A 14,468-nucleotide genomic window follows, 5' to 3' on the forward strand; every position below is an offset into this window, starting at 1 on the left:
ATGGAGGGAACGAACCGAGGTTACCCATGGGTAGGGGCGCGTGGTAGCGTCCTGGCATGGCTCGTTCGGTCAGGCCGGGCACGCTGCGCCGGCTGATGCGCTGGTGGCCGCCGTTCCGCGGGGCCGGGGTGCGGGTGCAGGAGATCGCCGACGACTGGGGGCACGTCCGGGTGCGGCTGCGCCTCGGCCGGTGGAACCGGAACTGGTTCGGGACGCAGTTCGGCGGCTCGCTGTACGCGATGTGCGACCCGTTCTGGGCGCTGATGCTCGTGCAGCGGCTCGGCCGTGGCTATGTGGTGTGGGACAAGTCGGCGGAGATCGAGTACGTCTCCCCCGGGCGCGGCGACGTGTTCGCGGAGTTCACGCTGCCCGAGGAGCGCGTGGCCGAGATACGGGCGGCGGCCGAGGGCGGCGAGAAGGTGCTGCCGTGGTTCGTGTGCACGGTGGTGGCGGCGGACGGCACGGTGGTGGCGCGGGTGCGCAAGCAGGTGTACGTGCGGCGGCGTCAGCCCAGCCAGCCGGGCCGCACCAGCCCCGACTCATAGGCCAGCACCACGAGTTGGGCCCGGTCGCGGGCGCCGAGCTTGACCATGGCGCGGCTGACGTGGGTCTTGGCGGTCAGCGGCGAGACGACCAGCCGCCGGGCGATCTCCTCGTTGGACAGCCCGATGCCGACCAGGGCCATCACCTCCCGCTCCCGCTCGGTGAGCTCGGCGAGCCCGGCCCCGGCCGCGGGCTCCTTGGAGCGGGCGGCGAACTCGGCGATCAGGCGGCGGGTGACCCCGGGCGAGAGCAGCGCGTCGCCCGCCACGACCGCCCGGACGGCGCGGACCAGCTCGTCGGGCTCGGTGTCCTTGACCAGGAAGCCCGACGCGCCCGACCTGATGGCCTCGAAGACGTACTCGTCCAGCTCGAACGTGGTGAGCATGACGACCCGCACCCCCGCGAGCCCCGGGTCGTCGGTGATGCGGCGGGTGGCTGCCAGGCCGTCGAGCACCGGCATCCGGATGTCCATCAGCACCAGATCGGGGCGGCGTTCGCGCACCAGGGCCAGGGCCTGCTCGCCGTCCGCGGCCTCGCCGGTGACCTCGATGTCGGGCTGCGCGTCCAGCAGAGCGCGGAACCCCGCCCGCACCAGCACCTGGTCGTCGGCGAGCAGTACCCGGATCACGTCGTCTCCTCCTCGCGCGGGTGGGGCCGGTCGGTCAGGGGCAGCCGGGCGGTGACGCGGAATCCCCCGTCGGGCCCGGGACCGGCGGCCACCGTACCGCCGAAGGCCGCGGCGCGTTCCCGCATGCCGACCAGGCCGTTGCCGCCGCCGCTGCCGCCCTGAGTGGGCGGCCCGTCGTCGTCCACGCGCAGCTCCAACGCGTCGGGGCTGTAGCACAGCAGGACGCGGGCGGTGCGGGAGCCCGAGTGCCTGACGGTGTTGGTCAGCGCCTCCTGCACGATGCGGAACGCCGCGAGGTCGGCACCCGGCGGCAGGGGGGCGGGCGTGCCGCGGGTCTCGGTGGCGACCGACAGGCCCGCGCGGCCCGCCTGTTCGGCGAGCTCGGGCAGCCGGTCGAGCCCGGGGGCGGGGGCGCGGGGCGCGGCGCCGGGGGTGCGCAGGGTGTCGAGGACCTGGCGCACCTCGCCGAGTGCCTCCTTGCTCGCGGCCTTGATGGTGGTCAGGGCGGTGCGGGCCTGTTCGGGGTCGGAGTCGAGGAGGGCGAGGCCCACGCCGGCCTGGACGTTGATCACCGAGATGCTGTGGGCCAGCACGTCGTGCAGCTCACGGGCGATGCGCAGCCGTTCCTCGTCAGCGCGGCGGCGTTCGGCCTCGCGGCGGGCGGCCCGTTCCCTGGCCAGCTGCTCGCGGCGGACGCGGGCCAGCTCGGAGACGGCGAGCACCGCCACGGCCCACGCGGCCAGGCCGCCGTCCACGCCCCAGCCGCGGGCGGTGTCCCCCTCGGGCGGCAGCCAGCGGTACAGCCAGTGCCCGACGGCCAGGTGCCCGGCCCACAGCAGGCCCATGGCGGACCAGGCGGCCCGGCGGTGCCCGGTGACGACGGCGCCGAACGCCCCCACCACGACGCTCAGGATCACCGGCCCGTACGGGTAGCCGAGGGAGAGGTAGAGCAGCGCGATCGCGGCGGTGCCGACGGCGACCCGGGCGGGGGCGCGGTGGCGCACGAGCAGCAGCGCGGGGCCGAGGACCAGCAGGGCGCGGGAGAGGGCGTCGAGGTCGAGGCGCTCGGGCTGGCTGACGGCGGCGAAGTGCGAGCCGACGAACTGGAAGACCAGGACCGCGAGGGTCGACAGCCACGGGAGCCTGGCCGCCGGGGGCGGGTCGGCGAGCCAGCGCTGCCAGGGCGGGCCGTGGTGGCGGCCCGCCCTCGTGGGAGGTGCGGTCATGGCGGTCACGCTAGTCGGCGGGGCGGGTGGCCGCGTCAGCCGCGCGTGGTCATCCCGCGTACTCCCTCGGCAGTACGGCGTCCCCGCGCTCCCCCGGCCCTTCGGGCGCGGGGGCCGGGGCGGGCGGCGGGCTCTCGGCGAGGCCGATCCGGGCGTGCAGGCGGCGCAGGGGGCGCGGGGCCCACCAGTTGGCGCGCCCGGCCAGGCGCATGGAGACCGGCAGCAGCACCATGCGGATCAGGGTGGCGTCGGCCAGGATGACCAGCGCCGTGCCGATGCCCAGCTCCTTGAGGAAGACGACGCCGCTGGTCGCGTAGGTGGCGAAGGTCAGGACCAGGATGCCCGCGGCGGCGGTGATCAGGGGCGCGGTGCGGCCGATGCCCGCGGCCACGGCGGAGCGGGTGTCGCCGGTGCGGTCGTGCTCCTCCTTGATGCGGGCCAGCAGGAACACCTCGTAGTCCATGGACAGGCCGTAGGTGACGCAGAACATCAGCATCGGGATGCTGGGCTCGATCGATCCCGTGGGGGTGAAGCCGAGGACGCCGGAGAGGTTGCCGTCCTGGAAGACCCACACCAGGGCGCCGAACATCACCGAGAGGCTCAGGAGGTTGAGCACCGTGGCCTTGACCGGCAGCAGCACGCTTCCGGTCATCAGGAAGAGGACGCCGCACGTGATCAGCAGGATCAGCACGGCCACCAGCGGGACGCGGTCGAGCAGGGTGGCGCGGAAGTCGGTCGTCTCGGCCGGGTAGCCGCCGACCAGGGTGCCCTCGGGGGCGGGCACGGCGCGGATGTCGGCGACCAGGCCCGGCACGTCGCCGTCCATGGCCTCCTGGGTGGGCACCACGGAGAGGCGGGTGGTGCCGTCGGGGGCGGTCATCTCCCCCGTGGCGGCCGGTGCGGGGGCGACGCGTTCGCCGTCCCGGTGGATGCCCTCGGGGGAGACGACGTGGAAGACGCCATCGACGCGGGAGAGCGCGGCGGCCCGCTCGGCGGTGGCGGCCGGGTCGGCCGGTCCCTCGGTGACGACGAAGATCGTGTCCGTCGGCTCGGCGGCGAAGTGTTCGCGGACCTCCTCGGACGCGACGCGGCTCGACGTGCCCTCGGGGAGGGTGCGCTGGTCGGGCAGGCCGAGGCGCAGGCCGAGCAGCGGGGAGGCCAGGAACAGCAGCACGGCGAGCGCGGCGGTGCCGGTGAGCACCGGGCGGCGCATCACGGCGAGCGCCGTGCGGTGCCAGAAGCGGCCGGGCGCCCCGGTGGCCGGGCGGTCGACGCGGTGGCCCCAGCGGACGAGCGCGGCGGGCAGCACGACGACGGCGCCCGCGACGGCCGTGGCGACCACCAGGATGCCGGCGTAGGCGAAGGAGCTGAGGAAGAAGAACGGGAAGACCAGCAGCGTGCTCAGGGAGACGGCGACGGTGACGCCGCTGAAGACGATCGTGCGGCCCGCGGCGGGCACGGCGTGCGCGACGGCCTCCTCGACGGTGCGGCCCGCGGCGCGCTCCTCGCGGTAGCGGTTGATGAGGAACAGGCTGTAGTCGATGCCGAGGCCGAGCCCGAGGACCAGCGCGAGGTTGGCGGCGAAGGTGGAGACCTCGGTGAACTGCGCGAGCAGCCGCAGCCCTGCCATCGTGCCGAGCACGGAGAACAGCCCGACGCCGACGGTCAGCAGCGCGGCGACGGTGCGCCGGTAGACCAGGATCAGCAGCAGCAGGACGGACGGCAGGACGATCGCCTCGGCGGTCAGGAAGTCCCTGGCGGCCTGCTCGCCGATCTGCCGTGACACCTCTTCCTGCCCGCCGACGGTGACGCTGATCTCCGGTGTGTCGCGGGCCAGCTCGGGCGACAGGTCGGCCAGCTCGGCGCGCGTCTCGGTCGCGCTGCCCTCGAGGCGGGCCAGGATCAGGGCGCGCTCGCCGCCGGTGGAGCGCAACGCCGGGTCGCCGCCGTCCCAGTAGGAGGACACGTCGCTGACCATGGGGTGCCCGGCCAGCTCGTCGGCCAGGTCGCGGCCCGCGGCGGCGACCGCCGGGGCGTCCACGTCGCCGCCCTCGGCCGTCACCAGGAGCGCCAGGTTGGGGTTCCCGGTGCCGAACTCCTCCCGCAGGACGTCCTGTGCCCGCACCGACTCGGTGCCGGGCGCGTCCCAGCGCGCGAGGTCCAGGTCGGCCTGCGCCCCGGCCCCGTAGGCGCCGAGGCCCAGCAGCAGTGCGGTCGCGGCCAGCAGAATCGCGCCGCCGCGCCGCGCCACCAGGCGGCCGAGCAGCGTCAGCGGCCCGCGCCTCGCGTCGTTACGCCGTGCCATGAAGTCGTTCCCTTTCACCGATCGGGTCCCCCGACGGGTCCCGCGCCGGATCCCGCACCAGGTCCCACCTGAGGTCCCACGGGCCCGCTCAGGGCCACGCTGGCGCGGGGCGCTGACCGGGCGCTGGAACGTCCACGGGAACGACCGCTGGAACGCCGCGCCGACGGGTTAACCTCGACGCATGGGCGAGGGGTTGCGATTCGAGCTGCTTGGACCGTTGCGGGCGTTCGGCCCCGAGGGCGAGGTGCCGCTCGGGGCGCCGCGGCAGCGGGCGGTGCTCGCGGTGCTGCTGCTCCAGGAGGGGCGGCCGATGACCTACGCGGCCCTGGTGGACGCCGTCTGGGGAGAGCGGCCGCCGGCCCATGTGCGGAACCTGGTGCAGAAGTATGTGTCGGGGCTGCGGCGGGCGTGCGCGGGCGCGGCGCCCGACGGGTCGGGGCCCGAGCTGCGGTGGACCGGCAGCGGGTATGTGCTGAGCGGCGCGGTGATCGCGGACCTGGCCGAGCGGCGCGCGCTGTTGGCGCGGGCGGTCGCGGCCAGGGACGGCGGTGACGGAGGGCGCGCGCTGGAGCTGGCGGGGCGCGCGGAGGCGCTGTGGCGCGGGGAGTTCGCCGAGGGCCTCGCGGGCCCGTTCCTGGCGGCGGAGCGGCTGCGGTGGGCGGAGAAGCGGCTGATGGTGCTCGAGGCGCGTCTCGCGGGCCAGTTGGATCTCGGGCGCTACCACGAGTGCGTGCACGAGCTGGTGCGGCAGGTCGCGGAGCACCCGATGCGGGAGCGGCTGGTGTGGCTGCTGATGCTGGCGCTGTACCGCAGCGGGCAGGCGACGGAGGCGCTCGTGGCGTTCGAGGACGCGCGGCGGCGGATCGCGGAGGAGATGGGCTCCGACCCGGGTCCGGCGCTGCGCGCCCTCCATGAGCGGATGCTGCGTCAGGACCCGGCGCTGCTGCCCGAGTCGGTGCTGGCCTCCTGAGGCTCCGCGTCCTTGGCCGCGGACCGTCTGCCGCCCGCCTGCTGCCGGTCGAGCACCGCGAGCGCCCGGCGGGCGGCGGGGTGGGTGCGGACGAGCCCGGCCAGGGTGGTGGAGCCGCGCGTGACGCGGGTGAACGCCGCCCACGCGGGGCGGAAGCCGATCATCGCGGTGTGCACAAGACCGGGGCGCTGGGCGTACGCGGCCAGCATGCGGCGGCCCACCCCCATCTCGACGCCGAGACCCGACTTGACGGCGAACGTGTAGTTGAGCGCCTGGCGGCGGGCGTCCACCGCGTCGCCCGCCTCGGCGATGCGCACGGCCCACTGACCCGCGAGCCGCCCCGAGCGCAGCGCGAACGAGATGCCCTCGCGCGTCCACGGCTCGAGCAGCCCGGCCGCGTCCCCGCACACCAGGACCCGGCCGCGGGAGAGCGGCGAGTCGTCGGTGCGGCAGCGGGTGAGGTGGCCCGAGGAGACGGACGGCTCGAACCCCGCCAGGCCCAGGCGGGCGGTGAAGTCCTCCAGGTAGCGCTTGGTCGCCGCCCCGTCGCCGCGGGCGGAGATCACGCCGACGGTCAGGGTGTCGCCCTTGGGGAAGACCCAGCCGTAGGAGCCCGGCAGCGGGCCCCAGTCGATCAGCGCCCGGCCCTTCCAGTCCGCGGCCACCTCAGGCGGCACCGGGATCTCGGCCTCGAGGCCGAGGTCCACGTGGTCGAGCCGCACGCCGACATGGGCGCCTATCCGGCTGGCGCTGCCGTCGGCGCCGACCACGGCGCGGGCCAGCAGCGTCTCCCCCGACGAGAGCACCACGGCGACGGTGCGCCGGTCGGGGACGGCCGGGCCGTGCTGCTCGACGCGCGAGACGGTGGCCCTGGTGCGCAGCTCGGCCCCGGCCTTGACGGCGGACTCGACCAGGCGCTGGTCGAACTCGGGGCGGTTCACCAGGCCGAAGAGCATCCGCTTGGAGCGGCGGGTGCGGGTCATGCGGCCGTTGAGGGAGAACGTCACGGCGTGCACGCGGTCGCGCAGCGGCAGCTCGAAGCCGGGGGGCAGGGCGTCCCGCGTGGGCCCGATGATGCCGCCGCCGCACGTCTTGTACCGCGGCAGCTCCGCCTTCTCCAGCAGCAGCACCCGGCGACCGGCCTCCGCCACGGCGCGGGCGGCCGACGCCCCACCGGGGCCCGCCCCCACCACCACCACGTCCCACACCGTTCCGGCCCCGGCTTCGTTCTCGTCACTCACGATCTGCTGCCGCTCCCCGCTGCGTCCTCACGTTTCGGTCACCGCACGGCATCCTAGTTCGCCGGGGTGGGGTGACCTGGCTGTGGGATGATCGGCGGCATTCCCAGGCTTTCGTACAGATGTCGCAGGTGTGTCCCTCCGGCGCACCCGTGAGGAGCGTTCCCATGGAGCACAGTCCCGAACACGCCGCCGTCTCCGCCGCCGTCGCCGCCCTCATGCCGGGGGCCAGGGACGAGCTGGCCGAGCTGGTGGCGTTCCGCTCCGTCGCCGATCCCGAGCTGTTCCCGCCGGCCGAGTGCGAGGCGGCGGCGCGGTGGGTGGCCGCCGCGCTGGAGCGCGAGGGCTTCTCCGAGGTGGCCCTGCTCGAGACCCCGGACGGCACCACGTCGGTGTACGGCCACCTGCCCGCTCCCACGGGCGCGCCCACCGTTCTGCTGTACGCGCACTACGACGTGCAGCCGCCGCTCGACGAGACGGCGTGGACGTCACCGCCGTTCGAGCTGACCGAGCGGGAAGGCCGCTGGTACGGGCGGGGCGCGGCCGACTGCAAGGGCGGCCTGCTGATGCACCTGCTCGCGCTGCGCGCGCTGCGGGCCGCGGGGGGCCCGCCGGTCGGCGTGAAGGTGGTCGTGGAGGGCTCGGAGGAGCAGGGCACGGGCGGCCTCGAGCGCTACGCCGAGCAGCACCCCGAGCTGCTGGCCGCGGACGCCGTGGTGATCGGCGACACCGGCAACTTCAGGGCCGGGCAGCCCACGGTGACGGCGATGCTGCGCGGCATGGTGGCGGTGCGCGTGACGGTGGAGACGCTCGCGGGGAACCTGCACTCGGGCCAGTTCGGCGGCGCGGCGCCCGACGCGCTGGCGGCGCTGGTGCGGATCCTGGCGTCGCTGCACGCCGATGACGGCTCGACCACGGTGGACGGGCTGGCCGCGGACGGGGTCTGGCGGGGCACCGCGTACCCGGACGAGACGTTCCGCGAGGACGCCAGGGTGCTCGACGGGGTCGGGCTGATCGGCTCGGGCGCGGTGGCGGACCGGGTGTGGGCGCGCCCCTCGGCGACGGTGCTCGGCATCGACTGCCCGCCCGTGGTGGGCGCGACGCCCTCGGTGCAGGCGGGCGCGCGGGCGCTGGTGAGCCTGCGGGTGCCGCCCGGCGTGGACACGGACGAGGCGAGCGCGCTGCTCGCGGCGCACCTGGAGCGGCGCGCGCCGTGGGGCGCGCGGGTCACCGTCGAAGCGGCGGGCGAAGGACAGCCGTTCCGCGCGGACACCGCGAGCCCGGCGTACGCGTCGATGGCCGCGGCGATGCGGGAGGCGTACGACGGGACGGAGATGGCGGTGGTGGGCCAGGGCGGCTCCATCCCGTTGACCCACACGCTGGCCACGCTCTACCCGAAGGCGGAGCTGCTGCTGATCGGCCTGAGCGACCCGGCCGCCAGGATCCACGCGGTGGACGAGAGCGTGTCGCCGGACGAGTTGGAGCGGATGGCCGTGGCGGAGGCGCTGTTCCTCCGGCGGTACGCGGCCGCCGCGCGCGGCTGACGCCCGCGCCGACCGAGGCCCCCGCGGTGGTCGCCGCGGGGGCCTCGGTCGGCCGGTGGCCGGGTCGGCGGTGCCGGGTCAGCGGTGGCGCCCCGCGCGGCGGCGGGCCAGCACGACGCCGCCGGTGACGGCGGCCGCGGTGAGCCCGGCACCCGCCCACAGCATGGTGTCGCCGTCGTCGTCCTGGCTGCCGCCGACGCCGGCCTGGGCGCCGCGGGTCGGGGAGGCGGTCGAGGTGGCGGTGGTGGTGACGGTCGAGGTGGGGGTCGGCGAGGCCGTGGCGGCCAGGATGGTCAGGGTCGCGGTGCCGGTCTCGGGCCCGCAGGTGAACGTCACGTCGAACTCGGCGCCCACCCGCGCGTCGGCGTCCACGGTCGTCCTGGCGCTCTGAAGCTGCCCGGGCATGCCGAGCACCACCTCGTCGAAGACGGCGGACTCGGCCGTCGCCTCGAACCGGGTGCAGTTGGTCACGGTCAGATCCACGGCCCCGCCGGGCCTGACGGCGGCCGGGGAGACGCTGAAGCCGAACGACACGTCGTCGCCCTGGGCCGGTGCGTGGGCGAGCGCGGCGGGCGCCCCCACGGTGAAGAACGTCGCACTCAGCCCGGCGGCGGCCAGTGCGGTTCGCGGTCTGCTCATCGGAAGGCTCCTTCGTCGGATGTGCGCGTCACCCCGCGAAGCGACCGTAAGCCGACGAGAGGTCATACAACCCTTTGAAAGGGACATATGGGTTACGCGGTGGGGCCGTTCGCGTCACGCCGAGCCGGTCATGTGGGCGAAGACCACGACGTTGTCCTGGTAGCCCGAGTCCTGGGAGAAGCTGCCGCCGCACGTGATCAGGCGCAGCTCGGGGCGGCCGGTGTCCTCGTAGACGTACTCCGGCAGGCTCTCCTTGTCGAAGACCGCTATGTCGTAGACGCTGAACCGCGCCGCCGTCCCGTCCTCGCGGATCACCTCGACGCCCGCGCCGACGCTCAGCGCGCCCAGGCCGTAGAAGACGGCGGGGCCCGCGGCGTTGTCCACGTGGCCGACGACGACGGCGGTGCCGGGGGTGCCGGGCGAGGGGGCGTCCTGGAGCCAGCCGGCGAGGTTCTGGATCTCCTGCGGCGGCGCCTCGAGCCAGCCGTCCTGGTCGAGGCCGACGCCGGTCAGCGGGGCCTCGACCGCGATCGACGGGATGGACACCCACGTCGGCACGGCCGGTGGCAGCGCGGGGACGGCCTCGCCCGACGGCCCCTGCCCCGGCGTCGCCTGCGCGGCGTGGCGCTCGCCCGACGGCTGCGGCGGCGGACCGGCCTGGCCCTCGGTGCCGGCGATCATGATGGTGACGCCGAGGACCACCACGCACGCCATCGACGCGAGGGCGGCCCGGCGGCCCCAACCGGCGCCGTCCTCGCTGGGATCGGCGCGGTGGGGATCGTGATCCGGTATGTACTCCGGCAGGCGCATCGCGGTCACCGCTCCGGGAGGTCCTCCCCGATCCGGGGCCATCGGCACCACGCTAAGACCGCGGGGGGCGCGGCGCGATTCGGCGGAACGGCGCCCCACCGGGTCAGACGCCGACCGGGACGCCCGCCTCCAGGTTGAGCGCACGGCCCTCGGCGCGGGCGCGCAGCGCCCAGCGGAGCCGGGCGAAACGGCCGGGCGACAGCAGCCGTTCGGCCTCGTCCTCGGCGGCGAAGCGCCAGGCGCGCAGCTCCGCGCCGGGCAGCAGCACCTCCCGCATGCGGTCGGCCTCGAGCCTGCCGCCGTCGAACAGCAGGCGCAGCCCTCCGAACCGCGGCGGCCGGGGCGGCTCCCAGTCCACGATCAGCAGCGCGGGCTCGCGCGGCAGCCGCAGGCCCAGCTCCTCGGCCACCTCGCGGACGGCCGCGCGGGCGGGTGACTCCCCGTCCTCGACCACGCCGCCGGGGAACTCCCAGCCCGGCTTGTAGGTCGGGTCGACCAGCAGCACCCGGTCGTGGTCGTCGAAGAACAGCACGCCCGCCGCGAGCGTCTGGCCGTTGGGCGCGGGGGTCTGCACGATCTCGCACGTGCCCTCGCCCCGCCGGACGCCCTCGGCCAGCGCCTCGGCGGTCTGCCGCGGGGTGAGCCCGGACGTCTCGACGGTGTACGCGTCGGCCGTCAGCCAGGGCAGCGCGGCGGTGTACTGCGGCAGGTGGCTGAGACACCAGCCGCGCACCGCGTCGCCGCCCTCGGCCGCGCGCAGCTCGATCCTTCTGCGGAGGAACGTTTCTTCAACGGCGAGCAGGAAGTGCTGCACCCGGATCCCGCAGGCCGCGAGGCCGCCGAAGATCTCGTCGCGGTGCTCCTGGCACAGCAGCGACATGGGCGCGATCAGCGGCCCCGGCAGCTCGGAGAGCAGGGCGACGGCGGTGTCCACCACCAGGCGGCGCCAGGCGGGGAGGTCCTGCACGTCGTCCACCTGCGCCAGCCGCTCCTTGGGCAGCGCCTGCCGCAGCCCGTCCGCCACCAGCTGGGGGTCGTAGAGCGCGCTGCCCGGCAGCAGGTGGAGCAGCTCGTGGGCCGCGGTGGTCTTGCCGGCCCCGAACGCCCCGTTCAGCCAGATGATCACGGGATCCCCCTCCTTGTCGCCCCCCAGGTCAGTTGCCCGCTGCACCCACTGCCAAAAACGTGCCCGGGTCGCTCCAACAGGCGGCCGCCGCGCCGACCAGTCCCGCGTCGGTCCCGAGCTGGGCGGGGACCACCTCGAGGTCGCGCACGAACGGCAGCGTGGCGTACTCGCGCAGCGCGCGGCGCAGCGGCGCGAACAGCACCTCGCCCGACTGGCTCACTCCCCCGCCGATCACCACGGTCTCGATCTCGATCAGCGTGGCGGTCGCGGCGATGCCCGCGGCCAGGGCGCGGGCGGAGCGGTCGAACGCCTCGAGGGCCAGGGGGTGGCCGTCGCGGGCGGCCACCGCGACGCCCGCCGCGGTGGTGTCGCCCTCGGGGTCGGCGGGGCGCCAGCCGGCGGCGAGGGCGTAGCGGGCGATGTTGGTGCCGGAGGCGATGCGTTCGACGCAGCCGCGGCCGCCACACGGGCACAGGTCGCCGTTGAAGTCGACGCTGATGTGGCCGATGTGGCCGGCGTTGCCCGTGGGGCCAGGGCGCAGCCTGCCGTCGGTGATGAGGCCGCCGCCGACGCCGGTGGAGACGACCATGCACAGGACGTCGGAACGGCCGCGGGCGGCGCCGCGCCAGTGCTCGCCCGCGGCGATGGCGGCGCCGTCGCCGACCAGGGTGACGGGCAGCTCGCCCGTGGTCGCGCGGACGCCCTCGACGAGCGGGAAGTCGCGCCAGCCGGGGATGTTGACGGGGCTGACGGTCCCGGTGCGGGCGTCGACAGGGCCCGCGCTGCCGATGCCGACGGCGGCGACGCGCGACCACGACGCGTGCCGGGTGAGCCCGCCGAGCACCTCGGTGAGGGCCGCCATGACGCGGTCCGCCGACTCCCCCGCGGGGGTGGGGAGTTGAACGCGGTGGAGGAGATCGCCGGTGCCGTCCACGAGGGCCCCGGCGATTTTGGTGCCGCCGATGTCCACGGCGGCGACAAGATCAGTGGTCATGTGCGGAAAGCCTGGTCCGTGGTGGGCGGGTTGTCCAGCGCGTTCGGACGGGTGTGCGAGCGGTCACGCGGCGGTCACCGCCCGGGGGCGGCGCGACCGGCGAGGGGGGCGATCCGGTGGGGGTCGAGGCCGGTGAGGCGCGTCACCTCGTCGCGGTCGAGGGCGCCGCAGTCGAGGCCGCGCAGCAGGAACCCCCCGAGCGCGCGGGCGGTGGCGGGCTCGTCGAGGACGCCACCGCCGGTGGCCCCCGCGGCGTAGGCGGCCAGGCGGGAGGCGGCGTCGGGCAGACCCTCGCGGTAGAAGGCGTAGACGGCGGCGTACCGCGTGGGCAGCTGGCCGGGGTGCATGTCCCAGCCCTGGTGGTACCCGCGGACCAACGCGCGCCGCACCAGGCCGTGATGGAGCCGCCAGGCGCGGTGGACGCGGGCGGTGGGTCCGGTGGGCAGGACGTTGGTCGAGCCGTCGGAGAGCGCGACGCCGGTGCCCGCGGCGGCGACCTGCATGACGGCCTTGGCGTGGTCGGCGGCGGGGTGGTCGGGCGCCTGGTGGGCGGCGGGGATCTGGCAGGCGGCGCTGTAGTCGAACGTTCCGTAGTGCAGGCCCGTGACCCGGCCGTCGGCGGCGTCGATCATGCGGGCGACGGTGGCGCGCCCGTCGGCGCCGACGATGGCCTGGGTGGTCTCGATCTGGATCTCGAACGTGAGCCTGCCGGACGGCAGTCGGGCGGCGCGTTCGAACTCGGCGCACAGCGCGGCCATCGCGGCGACCTGCTGGGCGTAGCCGACCTTGGGCAGGGTGACGCGCAGCCCGGCGGGGAGGGGACCCGCGGCCAGCAGGGCGGTGAGGAAGAGGTCCAGGGTGCGGATGCCGCGGTCGCGGACGGCGGCCTCGAGGCACTTCATGCGGATGCCGACGAACGGGGGCGCGCTGCCGTCGGCGACGGCCTGGGCGACCAGGCGGGCGGCGCGGGTGGCGGCGGCGTCCTCCTCGGCGTCGGGGCGGTGGCCGTAGCCGTCCTCGAAGTCGATCCTGAGGTCCTCGACGGGCTCGCGGGCCAGCTTGTCGAGGACACGCCCGTGGACGGCGTCGGCGAGCGCCTCGGGGAGGCCGAGGAGGCCGCCGAACGCGGTGGCGTCGGGGGCGTGCCGGGCGAGCAGCGCGAGGGCGTCGGCACCCCAGGCGCGGGGGGTGTCGGGGGCGAGGCGGTGGGCGGGGACGTAGACGGTGTGCACCGGCTGGCGGGTGGTCGGGTCGCCGGGGTAGCGGCGGGCGAGGTCGGCGTCGACCTCGGCGAGCGAGCCGCCGATGGCCGCGGTGACGCCGGGGGCGAGGCTGGTGGCCGCGCGGTCGTGGGGTGGGTGCTGCTCCTGCCGTCCCATGGGCGCCCTTTCGTCGGATGAGCGTGCCGCGCGCGTGGGGAACGCCCCCGCCCGAGGTGGGCGGGGGCGTGCCGGTCGTGGGGGTCAGGCCTTGCGGGCGTTGACCTCGTCGGTCAGGGCGGGGACCACCGTGAAGAGGTCGCCGACCACGCCGTAGTCGGCCAGCTCGAAGATGGGGGCCTCGGCGTCCTTGTTGACCGCGACGATGGTCTTGGAGGTCTGCATGCCCGCCCGGTGCTGGATGGCCCCCGAGATGCCCGCCGCGATGTACAGCTGGGGGGAGACCGTCTTGCCGGTCTGGCCGACCTGGTGGGAGTGCGGGTACCAGCCCGCGTCCACCGCGGCGCGGGAGGCGCCGACGGCGGCGCCGAGGGAGTCGGCGAGGGCCTCGATCAACCCGAAGTTCTCCGCGCCGTTCACCCCGCGGCCGCCGGAGACCACGATGGCGGCCTCGGTGAGGTCGGGACGCCCGGTGGACTCGCGCGCCTCGCGGGAGACGACCTTGGTGCCGGTGGCCAGCGGGCCGAGGGTGAACGACAGCTCCTCGACGGCGCCCGCGGCCGGGGCGGCCTCGGGGGCCGCGGAGTTGGGCTTGACGGTGATGACGGGCGTGCCGCGGGTGACGCGGGACATGGTGGTGTACTCGGCGGCGAACACCGACTGGGTGGCCACCGGGCCCTCGTCGCCCGCGGTGAGGTCCACCGCGTCGGTGATCAGCCCCGAGCCGATCCTGACGGCCAGGCGCGCGGCGATCTCCTTGGCCTCGGCGGACGAGGCGAGCAGGACGGCGACCGGGGAGACGGCGTCGACGGCGGCGCGCAGGGCGTCGACCTTGGGCGCCACGAGGTAGTCGGCGAACTCGGGGGCGTCGGCGGTCAGGACGCGGACCGCGCCGTGCTCGGCCAGCACGGGGGCGGCCAGGTCGGCGCCGGGGCCGAGGTGCACGGCGACGGGGTCGCCCAGGCGGCGGGCGAGGGCGAGGAGCTCGAGGGTGGGCTTGCGGACGTCGCCGTCGGCGTGGTCGACGTGGACAAGGACTTCAGCCATGGGAACAGTGCTCTCCAAC

Annotated in this window: 13 protein-coding genes; 3 read left to right on the forward strand and 10 right to left on the reverse strand. The window is 75.6% G+C overall.

Annotated elements, in window-relative coordinates; genetic code table 11:
- The first annotated feature begins 56 nt into the window (after positions 1-56).
- Positions 57-545 carry a DUF4442 domain-containing protein gene (locus tag D7318_RS27800; protein WP_120699984.1) on the forward strand — a complete coding sequence of 163 codons (489 nt, stop codon included), beginning with the start codon at positions 57-59 and terminating at the stop codon, positions 543-545.
- Here the strand turns inward: D7318_RS27800 and D7318_RS27805 are convergent.
- The 3 genes from D7318_RS27805 to D7318_RS27815 are packed head-to-tail and all read right to left on the reverse strand — an operon-like array spanning position 506 to position 4,702.
- The gene (locus tag D7318_RS27805) at positions 506-1,171 is read right to left on the reverse strand and encodes a response regulator (protein WP_120699985.1); all 666 of its coding nucleotides are present in this window, start codon (positions 1,169-1,171) and stop codon (positions 506-508) included. The genes D7318_RS27800 and D7318_RS27805 overlap by 40 nt on opposite strands.
- Positions 1,168-2,397, reverse strand: a complete 1,230-nt coding sequence (locus D7318_RS27810) for a sensor histidine kinase (protein ID WP_120699986.1) — start codon at positions 2,395-2,397, stop codon at positions 1,168-1,170. Before D7318_RS27810 ends, D7318_RS27805 begins: the two co-directional genes overlap by 4 nt.
- 49 nt (positions 2,398-2,446) lie before the next feature.
- The gene (locus D7318_RS27815) at positions 2,447-4,702 is read right to left on the reverse strand and encodes an MMPL family transporter (RefSeq protein WP_120699987.1); all 2,256 of its coding nucleotides are present in this window, start codon (positions 4,700-4,702) and stop codon (positions 2,447-2,449) included.
- Positions 4,703-4,883: 181 nt separating this feature from the next.
- Between D7318_RS27815 and D7318_RS27820 the strand changes: the two genes are divergently transcribed.
- Positions 4,884-5,672: an AfsR/SARP family transcriptional regulator gene (locus D7318_RS27820; protein WP_120699988.1), complete on the forward strand. Its 789-nt coding sequence runs from the start codon at positions 4,884-4,886 to the stop codon at positions 5,670-5,672.
- Here D7318_RS27820 and D7318_RS27825 read toward each other — a convergent pair.
- Positions 5,630-6,913, reverse strand: a complete 1,284-nt coding sequence (locus tag D7318_RS27825) for a geranylgeranyl reductase family protein (RefSeq protein WP_329604648.1) — start codon at positions 6,911-6,913, stop codon at positions 5,630-5,632. The genes D7318_RS27820 and D7318_RS27825 overlap by 43 nt on opposite strands.
- Before the next feature lie 164 nt (positions 6,914-7,077).
- Between D7318_RS27825 and D7318_RS27830 the strand changes: the two genes are divergently transcribed.
- Positions 7,078-8,454, forward strand: a complete 1,377-nt coding sequence (locus D7318_RS27830; protein ID WP_120699990.1) for a dipeptidase — start codon at positions 7,078-7,080, stop codon at positions 8,452-8,454.
- A gap of 78 nt (positions 8,455-8,532) precedes the next feature.
- Here the strand turns inward: D7318_RS27830 and D7318_RS27835 are convergent, their stop codons facing one another.
- From D7318_RS27835 to D7318_RS27860, 6 genes are all read right to left on the reverse strand, one after another.
- Positions 8,533-9,093, reverse strand: a complete 561-nt coding sequence (locus D7318_RS27835; RefSeq protein ID WP_120699991.1) for a hypothetical protein — start codon at positions 9,091-9,093, stop codon at positions 8,533-8,535.
- A gap of 114 nt (positions 9,094-9,207) precedes the next feature.
- Positions 9,208-9,903 carry a class F sortase gene (locus tag D7318_RS27840; RefSeq protein ID WP_120700029.1) on the reverse strand — a complete coding sequence of 232 codons (696 nt, stop codon included), beginning with the start codon at positions 9,901-9,903 and terminating at the stop codon, positions 9,208-9,210.
- A gap of 103 nt (positions 9,904-10,006) precedes the next feature.
- Positions 10,007-11,029 (reverse strand): NUDIX hydrolase, encoded by a 1,023-nt coding sequence (locus D7318_RS27845; protein ID WP_120699992.1) that lies wholly within the window; start codon positions 11,027-11,029, stop codon positions 10,007-10,009.
- A gap of 28 nt (positions 11,030-11,057) precedes the next feature.
- Positions 11,058-12,023: an ROK family protein gene (locus tag D7318_RS27850; RefSeq protein WP_120699993.1), complete on the reverse strand. Its 966-nt coding sequence runs from the start codon at positions 12,021-12,023 to the stop codon at positions 11,058-11,060.
- A 74-nt stretch (positions 12,024-12,097) separates the two neighbouring features.
- A complete protein-coding gene (locus tag D7318_RS27855; RefSeq protein ID WP_120699994.1) occupies positions 12,098-13,402 on the reverse strand; it encodes a DUF6986 family protein in 1,305 nt (434 codons plus the stop codon).
- An 84-nt stretch (positions 13,403-13,486) separates the two neighbouring features.
- Positions 13,487-14,449, reverse strand: coding sequence for an electron transfer flavoprotein subunit alpha/FixB family protein (locus D7318_RS27860; RefSeq protein ID WP_120699995.1), 963 nt, complete (start codon positions 14,447-14,449; stop codon positions 13,487-13,489).
- Positions 14,450-14,468 lie beyond the last annotated feature (19 nt).

It is taken from the genome of Streptomyces radicis (assembly GCF_003626575.1).
In the GTDB taxonomy this organism is placed as follows: domain Bacteria; phylum Actinomycetota; class Actinomycetes; order Streptomycetales; family Streptomycetaceae; genus Streptomyces; species Streptomyces radicis.

Coding starts and splice junctions, on each gene's coding strand:
- D7318_RS27860 (WP_120699995.1), bottom strand. CDS start 14,449: ATGGCTGAAGTCCTTGTCCACGTCGACCACGCCGACGGCGACGTCCGC.
- D7318_RS27830 (WP_120699990.1), top strand. CDS start 7,078: ATGGAGCACAGTCCCGAACACGCCGCCGTCTCCGCCGCCGTCGCCGCC.
- D7318_RS27810 (WP_120699986.1), bottom strand. CDS start 2,397: ATGACCGCACCTCCCACGAGGGCGGGCCGCCACCACGGCCCGCCCTGG.
- D7318_RS27800 (WP_120699984.1), top strand. CDS start 57: ATGGCTCGTTCGGTCAGGCCGGGCACGCTGCGCCGGCTGATGCGCTGG.
- D7318_RS27815 (WP_120699987.1), bottom strand. CDS start 4,702: ATGGCACGGCGTAACGACGCGAGGCGCGGGCCGCTGACGCTGCTCGGC.
- D7318_RS27855 (WP_120699994.1), bottom strand. CDS start 13,402: ATGGGACGGCAGGAGCAGCACCCACCCCACGACCGCGCGGCCACCAGC.
- D7318_RS27850 (WP_120699993.1), bottom strand. CDS start 12,023: ATGACCACTGATCTTGTCGCCGCCGTGGACATCGGCGGCACCAAAATC.
- D7318_RS27840 (WP_120700029.1), bottom strand. CDS start 9,903: ATGCGCCTGCCGGAGTACATACCGGATCACGATCCCCACCGCGCCGAT.
- D7318_RS27835 (WP_120699991.1), bottom strand. CDS start 9,093: ATGAGCAGACCGCGAACCGCACTGGCCGCCGCCGGGCTGAGTGCGACG.
- D7318_RS27820 (WP_120699988.1), top strand. CDS start 4,884: ATGGGCGAGGGGTTGCGATTCGAGCTGCTTGGACCGTTGCGGGCGTTC.